This window comes from Desulfovibrio sp. SGI.133, from assembly GCF_050313955.1.
Classification (GTDB): Bacteria; Desulfobacterota; Desulfovibrionia; order Desulfovibrionales; family Desulfovibrionaceae; genus Desulfovibrio.
This window is the reverse complement of the sequence record NZ_JBNPMK010000006.1, coordinates 79,692-102,365: the sequence shown is the minus strand read 5'-3', so window position 1 is coordinate 102,365 and position 22,674 is coordinate 79,692. Positions and strand designations below refer to the sequence as shown.

At 62.1% G+C, this 22,674-nt stretch carries 15 protein-coding genes; 6 read left to right on the top strand and 9 right to left on the bottom strand.

From position 1 onward, the window contains the following. From ACQRBR_RS08900 to ACQRBR_RS08885, 4 genes are all read right to left on the bottom strand, one after another. A complete protein-coding gene (locus tag ACQRBR_RS08900; RefSeq protein ID WP_427812802.1) occupies positions 1-1,464 on the bottom strand; it encodes a glycosyltransferase in 1,464 nt (487 codons plus the stop codon). After that, positions 1,464-3,512, bottom strand: a complete 2,049-nt coding sequence (locus ACQRBR_RS08895; RefSeq protein ID WP_427812801.1) for an amylo-alpha-1,6-glucosidase — start codon at positions 3,510-3,512, stop codon at positions 1,464-1,466. Before ACQRBR_RS08895 ends, ACQRBR_RS08900 begins: the two co-directional genes overlap by 1 nt. 265 nt (positions 3,513-3,777) lie before the next feature. Then, complete coding sequence (locus tag ACQRBR_RS08890) at positions 3,778-5,865, bottom strand: HD domain-containing phosphohydrolase (protein WP_427812800.1); 2,088 nt, start codon at positions 5,863-5,865, stop codon at positions 3,778-3,780. A gap of 3 nt (positions 5,866-5,868) precedes the next feature. Next, positions 5,869-6,354, bottom strand: coding sequence for a transglutaminase-like cysteine peptidase (locus ACQRBR_RS08885; RefSeq protein ID WP_303740349.1), 486 nt, complete (start codon positions 6,352-6,354; stop codon positions 5,869-5,871). Positions 6,355-6,913: 559 nt separating this feature from the next. On the opposite strand from ACQRBR_RS08885, the gene ACQRBR_RS08880 reads away from it, so the two are divergent. The 4 genes from ACQRBR_RS08880 to ACQRBR_RS08865 all read left to right on the top strand — a co-directional run bounded on the left by ACQRBR_RS08880 (position 6,914) and on the right by ACQRBR_RS08865 (position 14,525). Beyond that, complete coding sequence (locus ACQRBR_RS08880; RefSeq protein WP_427812799.1) at positions 6,914-8,329, top strand: TolC family outer membrane protein; 1,416 nt, start codon at positions 6,914-6,916, stop codon at positions 8,327-8,329. 147 nt (positions 8,330-8,476) lie between these two features. Further along, on the top strand, positions 8,477-10,774 hold the full coding sequence (locus tag ACQRBR_RS08875) for a type I secretion system permease/ATPase (RefSeq protein WP_427812798.1): 2,298 nt from the start codon (positions 8,477-8,479) through the stop codon (positions 10,772-10,774). 115 nt (positions 10,775-10,889) lie between these two features. Further along, positions 10,890-12,434: an HlyD family type I secretion periplasmic adaptor subunit gene (locus ACQRBR_RS08870; protein ID WP_427812797.1), complete on the top strand. Its 1,545-nt coding sequence runs from the start codon at positions 10,890-10,892 to the stop codon at positions 12,432-12,434. 21 nt (positions 12,435-12,455) lie between these two features. Next, positions 12,456-14,525, top strand: coding sequence for an HD-GYP domain-containing protein (locus ACQRBR_RS08865; protein ID WP_303879090.1), 2,070 nt, complete (start codon positions 12,456-12,458; stop codon positions 14,523-14,525). A gap of 80 nt (positions 14,526-14,605) precedes the next feature. Here the strand turns inward: ACQRBR_RS08865 and ACQRBR_RS08860 are convergent, their stop codons facing one another. Then, positions 14,606-15,202: a hypothetical protein gene (locus ACQRBR_RS08860; protein WP_427812796.1), complete on the bottom strand. Its 597-nt coding sequence runs from the start codon at positions 15,200-15,202 to the stop codon at positions 14,606-14,608. A gap of 196 nt (positions 15,203-15,398) precedes the next feature. Between ACQRBR_RS08860 and fdhF the strand changes: the two genes are divergently transcribed. Both fdhF and ACQRBR_RS08850 read left to right on the top strand, forming a co-directional pair. Next, positions 15,399-17,429, top strand: a complete 2,031-nt coding sequence (gene fdhF, locus ACQRBR_RS08855) for a formate dehydrogenase subunit alpha (RefSeq protein WP_427812795.1) — start codon at positions 15,399-15,401, stop codon at positions 17,427-17,429. Positions 17,430-17,431: 2 nt separating this feature from the next. Beyond that, positions 17,432-19,351: a 4Fe-4S dicluster domain-containing protein gene (locus tag ACQRBR_RS08850; RefSeq protein ID WP_427812794.1), complete on the top strand. Its 1,920-nt coding sequence runs from the start codon at positions 17,432-17,434 to the stop codon at positions 19,349-19,351. 293 nt (positions 19,352-19,644) lie between these two features. On the opposite strand, the gene ACQRBR_RS08845 is transcribed toward ACQRBR_RS08850, so the two are convergent. The 4 genes from ACQRBR_RS08845 to ACQRBR_RS08830 all read right to left on the bottom strand — a co-directional run bounded on the left by ACQRBR_RS08845 (position 19,645) and on the right by ACQRBR_RS08830 (position 22,552). Then, complete coding sequence (locus ACQRBR_RS08845; protein ID WP_427812793.1) at positions 19,645-20,499, bottom strand: EamA family transporter; 855 nt, start codon at positions 20,497-20,499, stop codon at positions 19,645-19,647. A gap of 112 nt (positions 20,500-20,611) precedes the next feature. Continuing rightward, positions 20,612-20,851 carry a hypothetical protein gene (locus ACQRBR_RS08840; protein WP_006005256.1) on the bottom strand — a complete coding sequence of 80 codons (240 nt, stop codon included), beginning with the start codon at positions 20,849-20,851 and terminating at the stop codon, positions 20,612-20,614. Positions 20,852-20,933: 82 nt separating this feature from the next. Continuing rightward, a complete protein-coding gene (locus ACQRBR_RS08835) occupies positions 20,934-21,098 on the bottom strand; it encodes a hypothetical protein (RefSeq protein ID WP_006005257.1) in 165 nt (54 codons plus the stop codon). A 14-nt stretch (positions 21,099-21,112) separates the two neighbouring features. Beyond that, positions 21,113-22,552: a putative sulfate exporter family transporter gene (locus ACQRBR_RS08830; protein ID WP_168935947.1), complete on the bottom strand. Its 1,440-nt coding sequence runs from the start codon at positions 22,550-22,552 to the stop codon at positions 21,113-21,115. Positions 22,553-22,674: the final 122 nt, after the last annotated feature.

Below are 22,674 nucleotides of genomic sequence, written 5' to 3'. Positions count from 1 at the left end.
CTATCTCCTCCCCGCAACAAGCTGGTCGTAGATGGCGCGCAGCTTGGTAGCGGCATTCTCCCAGCGGATGTTCTTCAGTTCTTCACGGCAATTGCGGACTTCTTCGGCGGCCAGCAGGGGATAGGCCAGCAGGGCGCAGATCTTGTTGGCCATTTCCCGCACATCCCAGAAATCGACCTTGATGGCGTTGCGTACCACTTCCGCCACGCCGGACTGGCGCGAGATGAGGACGGGGACGTCGTAGGCCATGGCTTCCAGCGGCGCGATGCCGAAGGGCTCGGAAACGCTGGGCATGACGTAAAGGTCGCTCATGGCGTACATGCGATCCACTTCGCCGTTGCGCAAAAAGCCCGTGAAATGGAATCGGTCCCCGATGCGCAGATGGGCCACACGGCGCACCATGTTGGGCAGCATGTCGCCGCTGCCGGCCATGATGAAGCGTGTGTTGGGCAGGCGGTCCAGTACCAGCTTGGCGGCTTCGACAAAATAGTCGGGGCCCTTCTGGTAGGTGACGCGGCCCATGAACAGGACCCGCTTCTCATGACGGCAGCGTTCGGGGATGACCACGCTCTTGTGGATGTCATTGCGGGAGACGGCGTTATGGACCACGGAGATCTTGTCTTCGGGGATGCCGTACTGCGCCATGACTTCCTGCTTGGTGTAGTGGCTCACGGCCACGACGCGGTCGGCGGCCTCCATGCCTGCCTTTTCGATGTCGGCCACGGTCTGGTTGAGATTGTCGCCGCTGCGGTCATGCTCCAGGGCATGGATATGGGCCACCAGCGGTTTGCCCGTCAGCTGCTTGACCAGCATCCCCGCCGGGTAGGTCATCCAGTCATGGACATGGATGACGTCGAACTCCAGGCGCCCGGCGATGACGGCCGCGGCGCAGGCATAACGGTAGACTTCGCTCATGAGGTCTTCGCCGTAACCGCCGTGCAGTGTCAGGGTCTCGTACTGTTCCCGGGTCTCTGCGATCTCGTGCAGGAGGTGCTCCCGCTCCGGGCCTTCATGCTGCAAGACGGTCCGCAGGGTCGGGTCGGCCAGACGTTTTTCGGAAAGCAGGCGCTGGAGCTCCCGGTGCTCTTTCAGATAGCTGCCGCTGTTCAGATAGGGGCGCAGCGGCGAGTCGATATATTCCAGATGCAGCTTCTCGCGCCAGATCTCTTCGATCTCGTCCCGGAAGCCGGGGACGAGCTCCGTGTACTGACGGTCATGCCATATCTCGCGCACATCTTCTTTGCGGCGGAGACGGGTGCTGCGGGTGCAGACCCTGGTGCCCGAGGCGGAAAACATGGTCAGGCCGTCCTGCAGATGGACGGGACGGTCACTTTCGGCACGGGGCAGGACAAAGAAGATCTCCGTGCCTTTCTTGGCCAGTGCCGTGGCCATGCCCTGGCAGGCTGTGCCCAGCCCGCCGCTCTTGAAGGGGGGGAATTCCCAGCCGAACATGAGGACGCGCATTACCTGTCTCCTTGCAGCAGGGTGTTTTCCCACTGCGCATAGGCCTGGGGAGCCACCTTTTCCAGCCTGTTCAACAGGCGCAGGCATTCGGCCACGCTCCAGGCCTGGGCGATGCAGCCGTTGGGCAGATGCGGCGGGTCTCCGTCAAATATCTCAGAGATGCTCCCGATACCGGCGCCGCCCAGATGGCTGCCGAAGAGGGGCGTCAGGGTATGCAGCAGGTCGCGCGCCGCGCCTTCCTCATCCCAGGCCGCCCGCAGCAGGGCATCGCCGTAAGCGCCCAGAAGCCAGGGCCAGACCGTGCCTTGATGGTAGGCTTTGTCACGCTCTCCGGGCCCGCCTTCATAAAGGGAGCAGTACTCGTTGGCGCTGGGGGCCAGCGTGCGCAGTCCGCAGGGGGTCAGCAGGCACTGGCGTACGCGTGAGACCACGGAGGCGTAGTTGTCTTCTTCGAGGATGGGGAAGGGCAGGGAAACGGCAAACAGCTGGTTGGGACGCACGCGGAAGTCCCGCTCACCATCCCGCCAGACGTCGGCCAGATAGTCGCCCCGGTAATCTTTGATCCAGTGCCGGTGGACGAAGACGGCGCGCATGCGGTCCCGCTGGTCGATGGAATCCTGCCAGTGAGGTTCGTCGAAGCGCCGGGCCAGATGATCGGCAAAGGCCAGAGCATTGTACCACAGGGCGCTGATCTCCACCGGCTGGCCGTGCCGCGGCGTGACGGGCCTGCCGTCGACCACGGCGTCCATCCAGGTGAGCTGGGTCTGTTCGTCGCCCACGTCAAGGAAACCTTCCTCGTCGGCACGGACGAACGGAACCTGTCCCCCGGCATAGGCCCGGAGGATCTCCTTGATGGCGGGCCAGCAGTGTTCTTTCACAAAGCCCATGCGCTGCGGATCGACCTGGAGCAGCATCTGCACGGCCCAGACATACCAGAGGGAAGCGTCCACAGAGTTGTAGGCATGACGGCCGTCGGCGGAAAAAACGTTGGGGATGAGGCCGTCACGCACGGCGGCGCCCATGTTGGCAAGGATCTGTTCGCCCAGAGCCTGGCGACCGGCAAAAAACGTCAGGCCGGGCAGGGCGATCATGGTGTCGCGCCCCCAGGAGCCGAACCAGTGGTACCCGGCCACGATGCTGTCGATCCGGCCGGTAGTGCTGCCGGGCGTGGTGATGAGGAAACGTTTGCCTTCCCGGGCCAGATGCTTTTGCAGGCTGTCCGTCTCGGCTTCTTCCTCGATCCGGCGCCGGCTCTCTTCCTGCCACAGACGTTCGAAGTCATGCCGGCTGTGTTCCTTTTGCAGGCTCTCCGTGGAGACGGTGAGATAGACGGCATGACCGGGAGCCAGGTCCACTTCGAAAATCCCTGGCATGAACAGGTCTTCCTGGAAGGGAAAGCCCCGCTCCTGCTCCACAAGATATTCGATGTTGTAGTACCAGTCCTGGGCCGTCTGCCAGGAGGCAGGGCCGTCCATCTGCAAAAAAAGTTCGGGCAGCTGGGGATCCGGGCGCACGGAAGCTCCGTACAGGGTCGGGGAGACGCTGCTGTCGATGGCTTTGTCGGCGCGGATGACCGTGTGCATGTTGCGGCAGGCCAGCAGGGGCTTGATGCGCAGGCGCAGGGGCGGGGTCTCGGGACTGGCGATACTGGCCTTGTAGCGTATGAGGAGAACGTGCCGTCCCGGCAGCAGCATGAGCTCGCGGGTCAGCGTCACGTCACCGAAACGATAGCGGAAGGAAGGCCAGAGCCCGGCAGAGGCGGCCTGCATGTATTCATGCCCGCGCGGGAAGTACACGCCCGGATGCTTGCGGCAGGAGAAGAAAAACTCTTTGCCTGCCATGAGCAGGGATTCCTCAAGCGTGGAGAGCAGCACATGGCGGCCTGCGGGTCGGGCCAGCTCGGTGACGAACAGGCCGTGGTATTTGCGCGTATTGCAGCATACCAGCGAGCTGGAGGCATAGTCGCCAAGACCGTTGGTCTCCAGCCACTCCTTGCGGAGGGCCTTGCGCAGGTTCTGGCAGGCAGGACGGTCAAACTGGAATTTCATGTATCCTCCTCAACCGGAAAGGATGGACATATCCGCGGAGACCGTGGAGAGGGGCGGGCCGCTGCATCCGCGAAAGTGCAGGGCAGGGAAAGGCAAAGCGGCGTCTTTCCGGGGCTGACGGCCGCTTCATGTTTGGTTTCAATATACGTCAGCTCTTGCGGGGATGTCAAAACAGCTTTCCGGGACAAAGGATACGCACGCTTCCGGCAGAGAGTATGACAAGGGGACGGCGTTTTCACGTCGTCCCCTTGGGTGATCTTTCTGGCTAGGCCTGGGAAGAGTCGTCCTCCCCGGCCAGGGCAGCGCGCAGGTCCTCTGCGGGGATCTCCCGCAATGCCAGCACGATGGCGGGGTCGAAGGCCGGGCTGGACGACATGATGTCCAGGGCCTGGCTGATGGGCATCCCCTGTCTGTAGGCCCGGTCGCTGACCATGGAGCAGAAGGCGTTGACCACGGCCAGCAGGCGGGCATGGGGGTTGATCTGCTCTCCCTTCAAGGCCCGCGGGCCGCTGCCGTCGAACTTTTCGTTCATGTCGTGCAGGGCTTCGGGAACAGGCAGCCCGAAGTTGATCCCGTACAGGACGCGGAAGGCATATTCCGAAGACTGCAGCACGGCCTGCTGCTCCTCGGGGGTGAGCTTGCCGCTTTTGCGCAGCAGGTGGTGCGGTACGAAGATCTTGCCGATCTGCGAAAGCTGGGAGGCCATGCGCAGGGTCAGGACAGCCGTATTGTCCAGCTCCATGTGCTTGGCCAGCAGCTCCGCCACATGCCGCATCTTCCGGGTATGCCCCACCAGGTTGGGGTCCACATATTCCACGGCGCGCACCAGGGCTTCCATAAGATGCTGCTGGCGTTCCTGGGCTTTCTGGGCCTGCCTGCGGAAGCGGGTGATGTCCTTGAAGATGGCCACGACGCTTCCGGGAAGAGCCGCTGCTTTGGCGGCGTCCTGCTCCTGCCTGTCCAGAAAAACGTAGAGGGAGACCCTGTAAAGGTGTTCCTTGCCGTCAGTACCGGGCAGGGCCAACTCCACGCCGTCGAAGGACGGTTCCTTGATCTTGCGCTCGATGCCTGCCTGCAATTTGAGGGCGGCTTCCTGGGGGAAGAGATCCCTGGGGGACTTGCCGGCCAGTTCCTCCTGCGGGATGCCGCCGCAGATCTTGGCAAATTCGGGATTGAAGATGCGGACGCCGTCCGTGGCACTGAACAGGACCAGCCCCAGGCGCATGGAATCGTTGACGCTGTCCAGCACCTGTTTCTGATCACGGATGACCGTGTACAGGGCCTTGAAGTAGGCGGCCGATGCCCGGTGGGCCCGCCCCACCAGGCAGGAGACCCCGAAGGCCAGCAGCAGGCCGATCCCCAGGCTGGTCAGCAGGCCGACGGCATAGATCTGCATGGATTTGTGGAGGATCTCCCGGTCGATGTCCGCAGCGGGCAGGGAGGCCACCAGCATCAGCGTATTGGGCAGCGAGGAGATGAAGGCCAGGGAATAGACGTCACCCCCTCCGGCCATGGCAGGACGCTTTTTGAAGTCCAGCGAGTGGGCGCCGGCCACGCCTGCACGGAGGGGGAGCTGTTGCAGGGCGTCCTCCCGCAGCAGGAAGACGCTGCTCCTGCCCGGGAAAAGGTCCACCAGCTTGAGCTGGCTTTCCTTATCCTGAAGGATGTTCGTCAGGGCAGCGTCCATGGGGAAGCACAGGAGCAGGCAGCCGACGACACGGGGCCTGTCCTTGCCGCTGATCTCGAACAGGGGGGCACCGGCCTGCAGGGCGAAACGGTCCCCATGCTTGTGGATGGCCCCAAAGGAAAGCGTCCTCGATGTGGTGGCCTGCCGGACGAGAAGATCGTCGTCGTGATTGTCGGCAGCGTCAGAGGAGCTGTCCACAATCTTGCGGCCATCGGGCAGAAACATGCGGATGCGGTCAAGATCGTTCTGATAGGCGATGTCCGCCAGCAACTGCTGCATGTATTCGCGCTGGTCCAGCAGGGACAGCTGGTCGCTGTCGGATCCGGGATCGGCAGTGCGGGAGTTTTTGTCCAGCAGGTCAGAGGGTAGGGCGGCCATGTCCGCGGCGAACAGGCGGACGCTCTCCGAAAGGGCCAGCGTGTTGGTCTGCTCCAGCATGGTCCGCCGCCAGTCTTGCAGGCGGATCTGCATGGTATCGATTTTGGACAGGAGGAAGCGGTTCTTGTCCGCCAGGATGGCCTGGGTGCTCCGGTCGACCTGCAGGGAACACAGGGCATAGGAGAGCAGCAGGACCAGCACGAAAAGCACGAGGCTGATACTGATGCTCAGCCGTTTGCTCATGAAGTGATGCGGCTTGGCAGGGAGGTCGGGATCGGGAGTGTACATGGGCTACTCGTTTGTTTTTTTGCCTCGCATGTGGGCCCAGCGTGACTTCTCGTTGAACGAGAACTGCGGAACATAATGTCGCAGGCGCCCCTGGGGCAGGATGGCATTACTGATGTTGTCCAGGATGACGATGTCATTGTCCATGTAGACGGCCAGAACGGCATGGGACAGACGGCGCAGTGTATCGCGCAGGACGACGATACGCAGTTTATCCGTGTCCATGCCCAGCTCTTTGAGCGTGAAATATTTGACGATGGCGTAATCTTCGCAGTCGCCTGATTTTTTAAGGAACAGATTGGGCCAGACCCAGTAGTCGGCCTTACCCCAGTTGGTGATGTCCTCACGATAGGGAAAGCGGTTCCAGAACGTGTTGACATAGCGCAGCAGCTCCATGCCGCTCTTGCCCTGGGCTCCCTGTTTGAAGGAGTCCCAGGTGGCGGTCCGGGTGAAGACCTTGCCGCTGACGAAGATGGGCTCCAGCTCGTTCATGCGGCGGACCTCAGCCCAGGCGGGCAGGCTGTCGAGAGGGCGCCGGAACTCCACGGTCCCGAACAGGGGGATGGAGGCGGCCTGCGCCGGGAGGATGCTGAACAGACAGACTAGAAAAACGGCAAGGCAGGCGGAGATGCATGCGATCCGGTGCGGGCGTATGACCGGAGATCGGAGGGGAGACCGGGCCGGGCAGGATACGGGAACAGAGCGCACAGGAAGCATGGAAAAACCGCCGGAAGGCTGATGTCTGGGAATATGGGGATGCGTTTTTGTACTGCGGGGGACGATCCTTGTCGAGAGATACCGGGAAGGCTCTTTTGCCGGCAAAAGAGCAAGGATTTTATTTTTTAGGAGTAATGTATTAAAATTGCTATATAATATTTTATAGAAGATTTTATGGTAAAATAGAGGGGCGGGATCATTCGCGAAATCAGTGCGTTATAATTTTTTTAGAGATTTTCATAAATTGGCAAAAAAGATCGAAATATTGACTAAATATATCATGCCTGCATAATAGGAGTGCATCTCAAAAAACTGTGAGAGAGGATGAAACATTATGGCAACTCGCAAAACGTGGGGAGCGATAATCGTCGCTGCATGCTGTCTGCTGGCCGGAGGGACGGATACGGCATGGACCCGGGATACTCCGGCACAGGGGAACAGCGCGGCGCATATCACAGTAAACGATACCGTGTACGGTGTGCTGCACAACCATCGCAGCCTGATGAGCATCAAGGAGAACCGTGCGGTCCTGGAGCATGAGCTCAACAAGGCCCGTGCCGGCTTCGGTCCGCGTGTGGACGTCACGGGGGAGATCGGCGTGGGTGTCCTGAGCGACACCACGTCCCGCGGTCTGAACCTTGATGACCAGTGGTTGAGCGTGGGCAGTGTCTCCGCCAAGCTGGTACAGCCCATCTGGGACGGCTTTGCTACGCGCAGCCGCGTGCGTGCCGCCCAGGCAACCCTGGATTCCGTCAAGGCCAGGATCTTCGACACGGCCACGTCCCTTTCCCTGGATGGCATCATCGCCCATATCGACCTGCTGCGCCGTATCAAGCTGGTGGAACTGGCCCGCAACAATGTGGCCCGGCATGAATCCATCCTGGCCCAGGCCCGTGACCGTGCCAGCATGGGGGCGGATACCCAGGCCGATGTGACGCAGGCGGAATCGCGTCTGCAGCGTGCGCATTCCGCCCTGGCCGAGGCGGAAGACGCCCTGCGCGTGGCCTACGCCACCTATTCCCGCCTGACCGGCATCTATACGGTCGGCAAGCTGGATGCGGTGCCCATGCCGGTCGAGATGCCCGATACGGCAGCGGCCTTTATCCAGATGGCAGAAAAGCACAATCCCAAGCTGGCTGCCTACCTGCAGGACATCCGTGCTGCCAAGGGTGAGAAGGAGCTGGCCCAGTCCGCCATGTATCCGACCTTCCAGCTGGAAGCCGGGCCGGAGTACAGCGACCGCGGCGGTGACCGTGACCGCTGGGTCTACAGCTTCGACGTCCTGGCCACAATGCGCTGGAACGTGTTCAACAGCGGTGCCGACGTGGAAGGCATCCGTGCGGCCTCGGCGCGGGAACGCGAGGCCCGGCAGAACCTGTACGATTACATGGATACCCTGCGTTTGGATATGGAGTCCACCTGGAGCAACTATCTGGCGGCCAAGGAGCAGTACAAGTTCTACACCAAGGCCGTGGAAAACAATACCTATACCCGGCAGGCCTACCATGACCAGTTCCTGCTGGGGACGCGCAGCCTGCTGGACGTGCTGGATTCGGAGAACGAACTCTACAATTCCGCCAGTCAGGCCGAGACCGCCCGCGGCAATATCCTCGTAGGGGCTTACCGTATGTGCGCTCTGGCCGGTGATCTGCTGCCCCGTATGGGGGTCCCGGCGGAAGAGATCAAGTCGGGCCCCAAGGAGGCTCAGCCCGTCCAGGGCGAAGATTTTGAAATGGGCTGGTTCAAGTAACCGGGGAGCCCTTGCTTTCCGGGTAGCCCATGACAGCTCCGGCAGTCTGATCTGCCGGGAGGGTTTCGATGCGACAACAGGCAGAGCTCCTCTGCCTGTTGTTTTGCGACAGGACGTCTACAGGATGGACGTCAAAGGATTGTTCATATGTCGGAAAACGGATCCGGGGAAACACGCGGCCCGGAAATGGCAGCCGGAGGCCTGCGGCCTTCCGATGTCGATTTCATGCCGCCTTTGCTGCGCAGTCTTTCCTCCTTGTGCCGTCTCCGGGGCAAGGCCTTGTCTCCCCAGTTCCTGCTGGCCGGGCTTTCGGGCAGTACCGTCTCGGCCCAGGCGTGCCTGCGGGTCGCCCGCAAGGCGGGCCTGACGGGCAGCGTATTGTATCGTCCCCGGCTGGCTGACCTCTCCAACCTGACCTTGCCCTGCATCCTGCTGCTGTCCGGCAACCGCAGCTGTGTCCTGACCCGGCTGGTGCCGGGAGCTCCGGCGGGGGCAGAGGCGGGCGAGACCGGATCCGAGACGGCGCAGGCCGAAGTCATTTTCCCGGAGACGGAAAGCGCCAGCCAGCTGGTGCCCCTGGACGCGCTGCAGGAGGAATATACCGGCTATGCCCTGTATGTGGCCGTTCCCGGCCGTCCCCAGGAGCATGTGGAAAAGCTGCGTCTGGCCAAGGGAAAACGCTGGTTCTGGGACGTGCTGCGCTATTATGCGCCCATCTACCGGCATGTGGCGCTGGCCAGCGTCATCATCAACCTCATCGCGCTGGCCAGTCCCCTGTTCGCCATGAATGTCTATGACCGGGTCGTGCCCAACAATGCCATAGAGACGTTGTGGGTCCTGGCTTCCGGTGTCATCATCATCTACCTGTTCGACTTTTTGTTGCGGGCCCTGCGCACGCACTTCGTGGACGTGGCCGGGCGCAATGCGGACATCGTGCTCTCCAGCAATCTGGTGGACAAGGTCCTCACCATGCGGCTGGAAAGCAAGCCGGAATCTACGGGCTCGCTGGTCAACAACTTGCGTGAATTCGAGCAGTTGCGCGAATTCTTCAGTTCGTCCTCGCTGCTGGCCTGCATCGACGTCCCCTTCCTGGTCATCTTCCTGCTGCTGATCGCCTTCATCGCCGGGCCCATGGTCTTCCTGCCGCTGGCGGCCATGCCCATCCTCATCGGGCTGGGGCTCTTCCTCCAGACCGCGGCACGCCGCTGCGCCGAGCAGAGCTACAAGCAGAACATGCAGAAGAACGCCCTGCTCGTGGAGATGGTCAACGGCCTGGAGACCATCAAGGCCTGCCAGGCCGAGAGCCGGATGCAGCGCCTGTGGGAGGCCGTGGTGGGGCTTTCCGCCAAATCGACGGCGGAGTCGCGCCGGTACAGCAGTCTGGCCGTGACGGCCTCCACCCTGGTGACCCATATGGTCACGGTAAGCATGATCATCTGGGGCGTCTACCGGATCTCGGAAGGCCTGATGACCATGGGGGCCCTCATCGGCTGCAACATCCTTGTGGGCCGGGCCATGGCGCCGCTGATGCAGCTGGCCTCCCTGCTGACCCGCCTGCAGAATTCCCGTGTTGCCCTGCAGGCCCTCGATCTGCTCATGGAGCTGCCTTCCGAGAACCAGTCGGAAAGTTCCTGCATGGATTTTGGCGAGTTGCAGCCCTCCTTCACCGTGGAGAATGTTTCGTTCGCCTATCCCAATTCCATGCGTCTGGCCCTTGAGGACGTGAGCCTGCGCATCAATCCCGGCGACCGGATCGGTATCATCGGGGCCATGGGCTCGGGCAAAAGCACCCTGGCCAAGCTCCTGACAGGTTTTTACCAGCCGCAGAAGGGCAGCATCAAATTCGGGGACGTGGATCTGCGCCAACTGCCGACCACGGAGCTGCGCGGGCGCATCGGCGTGTTGCCGCAGGACGTGGTCCTGTTTTATGGCAGCATCCGCGAGAACATCGTCCTGGGGGACCCCACCATCAATGACCATCTGGTGTTCCGGGCCGCGGCCCTTGCCGGGGTGACGGATTTTGTCCGCAACAATCCCGCCGGTTTCGCGGCCCAGGTCGGCGAGCAGGGCAAGGCCCTGTCCGGTGGGCAGCGGCAGGCGGTGGCCCTTGCCCGTGCGCTGGTCCGCGATCCTGAGGTGCTGATCCTGGACGAGCCCACCAGCAATATGGACACGGATTCCGAGCAGCGCCTGCAGCAGCGGCTGGCAGCCGTTTCGCAGGGGCGGACCCTGATCCTTGTGACCCATCGCCTGAGCATGCTGCGCATGGTGAACAAGCTGGCTGTCATGGAGAACGGCAGGCTGCGGATGTTCGGGCCGCGTGATGCCATCCTGAAGCGCTTGCGCGACAGCGCTGCCGCAGCCAGGAAGCCTGCCCCGGAAAAAGGGCAGGGGGCTCCCGCGGGAGCCGCTGCCGTGAAGGAGGGGAAGGATGGACGCCCGTAAGCCGGATTCCATGACGCAGACTGGTAACCAAAGTGAAACCAGGCCGCCGAAAGACATCTTTTCGTCTTTGCCTCCCGAGACGTCCGTACCTGACGGCCAGCCCCGGAAACGTTCATTGTTCGCCCGCATCTGGCAGGTGTTCCGCCTGATCTTCGTGGGGGATGCCGAACGCGAGCAGCGTCCCGCCACCGGCATGGCGGCGCGCCTACGCGAGAACTTCAGCCAGGCGTCGTCCGCCGGTGACAAGCCCATGACGCGCAAGGAGCTGTTCGCGGCTCTGGACGCTCCTTTGCATGGGCTGATGCCGGATGACATCAATTATGCCAGCGAGGTGGATGCGGCCCTATCCCGCAGGCCCGCGTTCACGGCCCGTGCCCTGTCCGTGGCGGTGGCCTTGCTCGTTGTGGCGCTGCTCATCTGGGCCGCCTGGGCCCCCATCGACGAAGTGACCCATGCCGAAGGTTCCGTGGTGGGCTCCCGGCGCACGCAGTCGGTCTCCAACCTGGAAGGCGGTATCCTCCAGGCCGTGCTCGTCCGGGAGGGCGAGGTCGTGGAAAAAGGGCAGGTCGTGGCCCAGCTGGAAAACGTCATGGCCGAAAGCTCGTACCGGGATGCCCTGTACAAGCTGGTGGAACACCGCTTGGCCATCATGCGGCTGGAGGCCATGCTGCGTGACGAGGAGCCGGTCTTCCCCAGTGACCTGCCTGTCTTCCTCAAGGAGATCCTGGGCGAAGAGCCGGACAGCGTCCTTATGGAGCGCGCCCGTCAGATCGTCGATGACCAGCGGAACACCTGGAAGGCGCAAAGTTCGAAGCTGCGGGCCGAGCTCTCCATGCTGGAGGCCCAGTATGCCCAGCGGCAAAGCGAGGTGGCGGAGCAGCTGGCACGCAAGAAACAGCTGGACGGCAGCCTGGTGCTGGAGACGGAGCAGCGGGATACGGCCAAACGCCTACTGCAGCGCAACAACTACTCCCGCATGGATTATCTGGGGCTGGAGCAAAAGATCATCCAGACCCAGGGCGAGATCGACATGCTGGCCGCGGCCATTCCCAAGACGCAGGCCATGATGGATGAGGCCCGGCAGCGCATCGGCAGCCGGGTGGCGGAAGAGCAGCTGGCCATCAGCCAGGAGATCAACAAGCGGCGCACGGAGCTGGGCTCGGTGCGGGAATCCCTGACCGCTGGCGGCGACCGCGTGACGCGCACCGAAGTACGCAGTCCCGTGCGGGGCAGCGTCAAACAGATACTGGTCAATACGGTGGGCGGGGTCGTCAAGCCGGGCGAGGCCATCATGGACATCGTGCCCATGGACGAGAGCCTTCTGGTGGAAGTGCGCGTCCGCCCGCAGGACGTGGCCTTTTTGCGTCCCGGGCAGGACGTGATGATCAAGGTCTCGGCCTATGATTTCTCCATCTACGGCGGTTTGCCCGGCAAGCTGGAATCCATCAGTGCGGACACCATTGAAGACAAAAAGGGCGATTTCTATTACCTTGTCAAAGTCCGTACCGGAGAGACGGCCATCCGGCGTAACGACGAGATCCTGCCTATCATCCCGGGCATGATCGTGGTGGCCGACATCATCATCGGCAAGAAGACGGTGCTCGACTATATCCTCAAACCTGTGATGAAAGCCAGGCAGAATGCGCTTACCGAGCGCTGATCCCTGCTGTGCGGAGCTTCTATGCGCAATCCTGAACGTGTGTCACTGCGGCCCCTGCTGGGAGGGCTGATACTGCTGCTTGCCCTGACGATCATCGGGGCCACCCGCTTCAACAGTGCGGAACAGCGCGAGATCCTCGACAGGACAGGCAGCCAGCTTTCCGCTTATACGTCCACGGCAGCGGCCATGGTGACGGTATGGACCGGCGTCCAGCGTGATGCTGTGGCGGAGATGGCCCGTTATGACATGCTGCGTCTGCTGGCGGCGGAAATAGCGGAGACGGACCTGCCCGTGGCCTTGCTGCGCGAGCTGGGGGAGACCCCCTGGACGGAACAGGAACATGGTCGGCACAGCGGCCTTGATGCGCGGGACCGTCAGGCCCTGCGCGACATATCGCCCCATGCCACGCTCATCTATCGCAAATTTGTCGAGTTCATCTCCCGGCATGATTTTACCGGTGCGGCCCTGCTGGACAGGACGTTGGAACCGGTCATGCTGGTGGGGCAGGGCTGGCAGGCGGATACCAGGACGTTGCTGAAGCAGCGCCGGAGCAAGGGAGCCTTGTCCGGGGCAGGCATGCTGCCCGTCCGGCTCCAGGGCGAGCGTCTGCTGGTGGATTTTTACTGTCCGGTGACGGCGCCGGGCTATGTTTCGGCGGACGACTCGCCCCAGGGGATCCTGCTGGTCACCTGTGATATCGGCAAGCTCCTGGGTGGGGTAGGCCAGTCCTCCGAACTGGGCTATATGAGCCTGCTGCTGGAGACCGGCGGCGAGCAGGTCCAGGCCATTGGCATGGGCGAGCGTCCGAGCCTCAACCTGGTGACCCTGCCTGCGGGCTTCGGTCAGGACATGACGCCCCGGGACATGGTCTTGCCTGTCATCTCCGGGACGATGGATTGCCTTGTGGTCGGTCAGCCCGTGCCGGGGACGTCCTGGTATGCGGCCGTGGCCTGCCGGGCGGACAGCGTCCGCCAGGAACAGGACGACATGGCCTGGCGCGTCTGGACCATGGCTGGCCTGCTGTTCCTTTGCCTGGCGGGGATCCTGGTCTGGTTTTACTGGTGGCTCGGCATCCGCCGGGAGCGGGGCGAGGTGCGGGAGCTGAAAGATCTGTATGCAACCATGTCCCGGCAGCGCTGTCTGCTGGACACGGTCCTGCGGGCCATGCATTCGGCATTGGCCCTGGTGGATGGTGAAGGCCGCATCGTCTATGCCAATACGGAGTTCGCCCGTCTGGCCCGCTGCCAGGGGGACGTGCTCCATCTCATGCAGGTACGGCATCTTCCGGACTATCTGGCCCGGAGCCTGGAACGCCATGTGGAATTCGTCTGGCGGACAGGGACGGAATTTTCCGACCAGGAAGACATGCTGGTCGAGGGCAAGCTGGTGCACCTCAATGTGCAGTGCCTGCCCTTTGCCGCGGAAGACGGCGCATCAGGGACCGTCGTGGTGGTCTATCGGGATATCACGGCCCACGTGGAGGCGGAGCAGCGCCTTGCCACCATGCTGCGCCAGACCGTCGAGGCCTTCACCCACGCGGTGGAAGCGGTGGACCCCTATTTGAAGGGGCAGTCCGGTCTCACCGGCGAACTCGCCTATCATCTAGCGGCCTGGCTGGGCAAGGACGATCCGGCGCTGGAGTCCACGCTGCGCACGGCGGCCAGTCTGTCCCAAGTGGGCATGATTCGTCTGCCGCACGAGCTGCTGACCAAGGCAGGTCCCCTGACGCCCGAGGAACGCCTGCTGATGGAAAAGCATGTGGATTATGCTGTGGAGGCCCTGCGGGGCATAGATTTCGGCTTGCCTGTCCTGCAGACCATCGAACAGATGCACGAGCGTATGGACGGTTCCGGCTATCCCCGGAAGCTGCAGGGCGAGGCCATCTGCCTGCAGGCCCGCATCCTGGCCGTGGCCAACACCTTCTGCGCCCTGATGCGTCCGCGTTCCTACCGGCGCCGTCATGACGAACCGGCGGCTCTGGCTATCCTGCGCGAGCGTCCCTTCAAGTATGACCAGCAGGTGGTGGATGCCCTGGCGGCGTTCCTGCAAAGCGCGCAGGGCAAGGAATTCGTCCAGATATTGCAGCAATAGCAGCATGAAAAGGGCGGTACCTGTTCCGGATGGGAAGGGTCCCGCCCTTTTTCATACGTTATGCCTGGGGCTGCGCTACCTCAGGGCATCCAGAGGTTCACGCCGTCCAGGGGATGCACGGCACGCCAGCGGCGCAGCTCGTCCAGCGTGTGCACACCGCCTTCCAGAACAGCCTGATAGTACTCCACCCCGTGGATGCTCTCGTTTTCCGGCGTCTCGTATTTGAGGCGCAGGATGGTATCCCGCGTCGCATCGTCCATGTGCCGGCAAAGACGGTCGGCAAAGCGTTCGAAATAGCCGTCGAATGTCGAGCCGCTCTCGATGTGGATGATGTCGATCTGCCAGGGGGCGCCGCCGGGGCGTTGCCAGATGCCATGCCATTCCAGACAGCGTTCTTCTGTTGCGCTGCTGTCCACGAAGTGCAGGCTGTTCAGATAGGGGGAACCGGCCAGGGCCGCCATGACACGGAAGCTGAGGTCGCGGTCCAGAGTCGGCGTGTAGACATGAAAGTCTATGTCCCTGTGCCGGACCAGCAGGCCCGTCCTGAACGAGCCCACGGCATGGACCACGGCGCCAGCCCGGCGCCAGTGTCCTTCTATGTCCAGTTCCACCACGATGTCCCGGGCTTCTGCCTGTGTGGCGCGGGCCATCGTTTGCCAGGGGGATGCGTTGTCCATGCGGGTCTCCTTGTGTGGTGCCGGTCTGTCTTCAAGAAAAGAAAGCCTTTCTCTTTGACATGTTGGGCACCTTTTTTTATGGAAAAAAACGACAAAATTTTCCACTCCAAAGCTGGAAAAAAGGCTCATGCCGGAGTGTGGCGGACAAAGGCGTGCCGTCCCGGCCCGGACATGATGTGATATTGCGGAGAGACTTATGGATATTCGTCACACGGCGACAACCTGCCCGTATTGCGGCTGCGGTTGCGGCCTGACCCTGGAAACTGCGGAAGGCCGCATTCAGCGTTCCGTGCCCACCCCCGACAGCCCGGTCAACCGGGGCAAGCTGTGCGTCAAGGGCTGGAATGTGCATGAATTCATACAGCACCCTGACCGTCTGAAAACGCCCCTGCTGCGTACGGAGCAGGGCTGGCAGTCCCTGGACTGGGAAAGCGCCCTCGATCATGCCGCCGGGGAGCTGGCCCGCATCCGTGACCAGTACGGCCCTGACAGCATCGGCGTGCTGACCTCCGCCCGCTGCACCAACGAAGAGAACTATCTGCTGCAAAAGCTCACCCGTTGCGCGCTGGGGACCAACAATATCGATCACTGCGCCCGTCTCTGACACGGTCCCACTGTGGCAGGTCTTGCCACTTCGTTCGGCAGCGGCGCCATGACCAACTCTTTCGACGAGCTGGAGCAGGCGAGCTGTCTGTTTGTGATCGGTTCCAATACCACGGTCGCCCATCCCATGGTGGGCATGCGGCTCATGCATTGCCATCGTGAGGGCGGCAAACTTATCGTGGCCGACCCCCGCCGGACGGACCTTGCCCGCCTGGCGGACGTGCACCTGCGCCTGCGTCCGGGAACGGACGTGCCGCTGGTCAACGGCCTGATGCATATCATTTATGAGAATGGCTGGCACGATGCGGCCTTCATCGCGGAACGCACGGAGAATTTCGACGAGCTGCGCGAGAGCCTGCGTGAATGGACGCCCGAGCGGACAGAGGAAGTCACCGGCGTGCCGCGTGAGCTCCTGTTCCGTGCGGCGGAGCTCTATGCCCGTTCGGAGACCAGCGCCATCGTCTATTGCCTGGGCATCACCCAGCACCGCTGCGGCGTGAACAATGTCCGTTCCCTGGCCAACCTGTCCATGCTCTGCGGGCAGATCGGTCGTCCCTGTACGGGGGTGAACCCGCTGCGCGGCCAGAACAATGTGCAGGGCGCCTGCGATATGGGCGGGTTGCCCAATTACTATCCCGGCTACCAGTTCGTGGATGACGAGAAGGCCCGTCTGAAGTTCGAGGCGGCCTGGGGACGCTCTCTGTCGCCTTTCCGCGGCCTGACGGCCATGGAGATGATGCACGGCTTGCAGGAGGGCAAACTCAAGGCCATGATCATCATGGGCGAGAATCCCGTGGTCAGCGACCCGGATTCCGGCCATGTGGTGAAAGCCCTGTCGTCGGCGGAGTTCCTGCTCTGTCTCGACATCTTCCCCACGCCGACCACGGAACTGGCGCACATGGTCCTGCCCGGTGCGTCGTTTGCGGAGACCGACGGTACCTTCACCAACTCCGAGCGTCGCGTGCAGCGCGTGCGTCAGGCCATCCCGCCCATGGCGGGACGGACCAACGGCCAGATCATCCAGGCTTTGTCCCGGCGGCTGGGCTATGACATGCACTATGCCTCGGCTTCGGAGGTCTTTGACGAGATCTGCTCCCTGGCGCCCAATATGGGCGGCATGAGCTATGCTCGTCTGGAAGGGAAGGGCCTGTGCTGGCCTTGTCCCACGCCTGACCATCCCGGCACGCCCATCCTGCATCAGGGGCGCTTCACCCGCGGCAAGGGGCTTTTTGCCGCCATCCCGCATGTGCCCCCGGCGGAACTGCCGGACGAGGAGTATCCTTTCCTGCTCAGCACCGGCATGCGCCATGCCCATTATCTGACCGGGACCATGACGCGCCGTTGTGCCATGCTGGAGCGTGAACTGCCCGAGCTGGTGACGGACATCAATCCCGCTGACGCCAAAAAGCTGGAGATCCGCGAAGGCGCCCGCCTGCGCATGGTCAGCCGTCGTGGCTCTGTGGTCTCGCGCATGCACATCACGGACGATGTGCCCGAGGGCGTGGTCTTCGCTCCTCTGCATTTTGCCGAAGCCATGGTCAACCTGCTGACCTGCACCGCTCTGGACCCGGTCAGCAAAACCCCTGAATACAAAATCAGCGCCGTCAGGCTGGAGAGGGTCTAACCATGTCCGCATACTATACCATGAATCCGGCGGACCTGCCCGCCCTGCTGACTGCCTGGCAGTCAGGCTCCCGTGTGCTGTGCCCCTGCAAGGAGCAGGGCGGGACCACTCGCCTGGAGAGCTTTGTCCCGGAAAAGGGTCTGTGCCTCGACTATACCAACCTGGCCATGCCGCCGGTGGACGTCCTGAACGGCTATCAGGATGTGCTGTTCCGCTGGGAAGGCAACGAACGTACGTATGTGGCCGAGCCCGGTGCGGAAGCCATGGCCCCGACGGTCATCTTCGGCATGCGTCCCTGTGATGTGTCCGCTCTGGAATATCTGGATGATTTCTACCTGGGCGAATACCGGGACATCAATTATTCCATGCGGCGCGAGGCCGTCACCATCGTGGGCATGAACTGCCGTACGCCCGGGAAAAGCTGTTTTTGCGCGGCCACGGGCACAGGCCCCTTTGCCCGCAGCGGCTTTGACCTGATGCTGACGCTGGACGGCGATCTGTGCTGGGTGGAATGCGCCACGGACAAGGGCGAGAGCCTTGTGGGGCAGGCCATGGTCTTTTTCCGTCCCGTGACCGAAGCCGCTCTGCGTGCCCGGCTGGGCGAGCTGGAAAAGGAGTGCCGGGACTCTTTCCAGAAGCTGCCCGACCTTTCCCAGATCCGTACGGCCCTGCTGCAGGGCTTCGACCATCCGGTGTGGGAAGAGATCACGCCCACCTGCATCCGCTGCACGGGCTGCACGGCCGTTTGCCCGACCTGCACCTGTTTCCAGTTCAACGAGGAACGTCTGGATGCCCAGTCCGGCCGCCGCGTCCGCGTCAAGGACTCCTGCCAGACGGCAGGGTTCACGCGTAATGCCGGCTGGCACAATCCGCGCAGCAAGGCTGCCGCCGTGCGTCACCGCATCATGGACAAGCTGGTCTACATCCAGGACCGCTTCGGCAAAAAAGGCTGCGTTGGTTGCGGGCGCTGCATCGACGTCTGCCCTGCAGGCATCGACATCCGCAAGATAGCCGATACCGTGGTGAAGGACTGCCCGCCCGAGGGACAGCGCAAGCCCATGCCGGTCTCCATCCCGGAACGGGCGTCCACCCGCATCGACCCCCAGCTGTTCACGCCCTATCCCGCGCGCATCGTGGCCATCCATGACGAGACCCCGGACATCCGCCGCTATGTGGTCCGCTACATGGATGAACGCCTTGCCGAGACCTTCCGCCTGACGGGCCAGTTCTTCATGGTCACGGTCTTCGGCGTGGGGGAAGTGGCCCTGTCCATCCCCTTCGGCGATCAGCACGACGGCCAGTTCGAGTTCTGCGTCAAAAAAGTGGGCAAGGTGACGTCGGCCCTGGCCAAGCTCGGCGTGGGGGATGTCATCGGCCTGCGCGGGCCTTACGGCAAAGGCTTCCCCTACCGTTCCTTTGCCGGTCGGGACGTGCTGGTGGTGGGGTCCGGCGTGGGCCTTGCCCCTGTGCGGACCATCATCGTGCGGCTGCTCCAGGAGCGGGAACGCTACGGCCGTATCGCCATCATCGCCAGCGCCACGCGCTATGAGGGCCTGGTCTACAAGCAGGATCTGAAGGACTGGAGCAAGATCCCCGGCGTGACCGTGCAGTATGCCCTGGCCAAGCCGACGGATGCCGTCCAGGCCCATGTGGGCTATATCAACGACCTGCTGCCGGAACTGGATTTCGACTGGGCCAATGCCCGGGCCATCCTGTGCGCCTCGCCGCGCCGCATCAAACTAGTGGCCCGTGATCTGCTGGGCCTCGGCATGAACGGCAAGGACATCTTCACGTCTCTGGAAACCCACATGCGTTGTGGTGTGGGGAAGTGTGGTCACTGTAAGGTGGGTGCGCACTATATGTGCCTGGACGGGCCCGTGTTCACTTATGAGGAAATGCTGCAGTTGCCGGAAGAGTTCTAGGATCTGCCAATACGTATGAAAAGGGCGGGGACGCGATGTGTCCCCGCCCTTTTTTATGGGCTTGAGCCTGGCCGGGTGCTGCAGACGCTCCCTCCGTTATGCCGGGGCTTGATTTGTGAGCCGGGAATGGAAGCAGGCCGGCGTCCTCCGACAAAGGACGCCCGTAGAGAGGGTACGCCCGGGAAAAGACAAGGCCTTATGCGCCATCAGGCGAGGACGGGATGCCTGTGCGGGGAGCAGCTCTGTTCCTGCCGGTGCCCGAAAAGGCTGGTTTCTCGTATGACGGCGTTGAGCTATTGCTTTCTGATGGTCAGCGTGGAGCCGATGGACGCACTGATGATGGCCGAGAGGGCTGCCCACTGGGCAAGGCTCAGCTGTTCGCCCAGGAAGAGGAATCCGGAAAGGGCGGCAAGCGCAGGCTCCAGGCTCATGAGGATGCTGAACGTGCGCGAGGGCAGGTTCTTCAGTGCGATGATCTCGACACCGTAGGGCAGAGCAGAGGAAAAAATACCCAGGATCAGGGCCAGGGGCAGGATCTCGGGCCTGAACAGATCCATGCCGGAGGAGGCCAGGCCCACGGGGAACATGGCACAGCTGCCCACGAGCATGGCCAGGGCCACGCAGGATTTGTCCAGGCTGCTGCCAGCCTTTTTGCCGAAGATGATGTAGAGCGCCCAGCAGACGCCGGAACACAGGGCGAGCACCGCGCCCAGCGGATCGATGCTGTCCGCGCTCTGGCGCAGGGGCAGCAGGATGGCGAGACCGGCTGCGGCCAGGATGACCCAGATGAAGTCCACCAGACGGCGGGAAGAGAGCATGGCTACCGTCAGGGGCCCGGTGAATTCCAGGCCGACGGCGACCCCCAGCGGGATACGGCTCAGGGCCTCGTAAAAGCAGAGGTTCATGCTTGCCGTGGCCAGTCCGAAAACGGCAATGACTTTCCAGGCGCTGCGGGGGATGGCTTTCTTCCAGGGGCGCATCACCACGAGCAGGATGATGGAGGCCACCAGCAGGCGCAAGGCCGTGGTACCGGCCGGGCCCACCAGGGGAAAGATGGTCTTGGCAAGCGAGGCGCTGGCCTGGATGGAAGACATGGAGACCAGCAGGAGCAGGACAGAAACGAGAGGTGACGTGGCTGAGATGTTCATGGAAGCTGTCCGGCAGCCCTGTGGCAGGTGAGGGAAAAAGGGATAAGAGCATATTTCACCGCAAGGGGAGCACAGTCAGTCCTCCCCTTGCAGGCGTCAGCTCCATGCGGTGCTAGCTTTGCTGTCCCTTGTCAGCGTCGGGAAGCAGGGCAGCTTCCCACATTTCCTGATAATACATGCAGGTACCAGGATTCCAGGCCGTAGCCGTGGCATGGTCATAGCTTTCCGTGATGGGCCAGTCGGTATGGGGGCGCAGGGCTTCCTCAAAGGAAGAGGCTTCCACGATGCCGTCATACTCCAGGTTCAGGGTGTAGTTGGGACCCTTAAGGTAACGCAGATGATAACGCGGCATGATACTTGTCCTTTGTACGCAAGAGCCGGGAAGGGCGCAGGCCCTTCCCGGCATCCTTATTACGTGTTTAGCAGCCCGAGGTCTAGTGGGTGGTCATCACGAACTTGCTGATGAGGAACAGCACCACCAGCAGACCCACGCCCAGGCCCCAGCTCCAGTGGATGAGCTTCATTTCAGTCTCATCCAGGGGCTCGTATTCCATCTTCTGGACTTCTTCGTGGAATTTGACTTCTTTGTCTTCCATCATTGTTCTCCTTTAAACTAGGCGCCAACCACCGGCGGGGTCATGCCATGGAAGAAGGCGTAGGAAATGAACAGACCGACCCAGATGATGAAGCCGAACAGGCAGACGATGTACACGATGGCCAGGCGGCCGATGCCTTCTTCCATCAGCTTGCGGAAGTTGGAAACCATACCGATGCTGAAGAAGGTCATCAGGAAGAAGATGACGCGGAAGCCGTTCATGGCGCCGGACATGGCCTTGCCGACCTTGTGCAGTTCAGGCGTGCTCAGGCAGACGATGAGCAGGACCAGGAAGGTACCCAGGTAACCCAGCACGAAGCGGGGGAAGCGGTCCATGACGTCGCCCCAGGTCATGGTGCGGTCGCCACGGGTCTTGTCGAACTTGGCCGTCCAGATGTAGGCCAGGACCAGAGCCCAGATACCGATGAACATGTCGATGAAGATCTTGACGGTGGTGGTCACCATCACGATCCAGCCGGGTTCCCATTCAGTGCCCAGACCGGCCATCTTGGCCAGGATCAGGGATTCGGTGATGGCACCGGAAGCGATAGCACCACCGTCGGACTTCACGGCCAGGCCCATCCAGCCGCCGGCCACCATGGGCTCGGTGTACAGGAAGGTCTGAGCGATGAAGGGCAGGATCAGCATTTCAATGCAGGTGAACACAACGACCAGGGAAGAAACCATGATCGGGACCACCGGCCGGGCGCGGATGGCGCCACCAGTGGCGATAGCGGCGGACACACCGCAGATAGAGATACCGGAAGCCAGAGGAGCGGCCCATTCCTTGTTGAACTTGAAGTACTTACGGGCAACGTAGTAAACCACGGCCCAGTACAGCAGGTAAGCTTCAACAATGGCGCACAGGCCTCGGAAGATGATGTGGCCAGCAAAACCGGCGGCATCAGCGGCCTTCACGCCCAGTTCGGCACCCAGAACCACGATGGCGATCTTAACGAACAGTTCGGGGCGGCAGGCATCGCGCAGAGAGTCAGCAACGCTGGGGGCAAAGTTACTGATCAGGATGCCCATGACCAGAGCGGCGATCAGGCCGGCTTCGGTGCTCAGGCCCAGAGCCCACGGAATACCCTGCTTAGCCAGCTGAGTGGGGTTAGCAGCGATGTAGGCGTTGGCGCCGGCGGTGTAGCAGGCGATGGCGATGAAGAAGATCACGGTGAAGGAGCCCACGAAGCGGCCCACGTTACCCTTCATCAGTTTGACGCCGATAGCCAGCAGACCGGTCACAAACACATAGGTAGCCAGCAGGGACTGCCAGCCGGCCATCATGCCCTTGGTAGCGGGCTTCCAGGCATCGACGGGGCTATCGACCCACATGCCGATTTTTACCACCCAGCCAAGGAGATCCAGTCCAGCGAACTTGCCAAGGCCCAAGATGAAGATAATGCAGCCAAGCAGCAGGGCTACTTTGTCTTCATTAAAGGCTGATTTGGTTGTCATATCCAACCTCCTGATTACAGGTTTCTCAACCTGGTGAAAAAATCCCTTCCGTGTGACATACTATGAAATAATATGTGACACAAGTAGGGGAAACCGGAAAATCCAGCCGGCATCCTGACCCC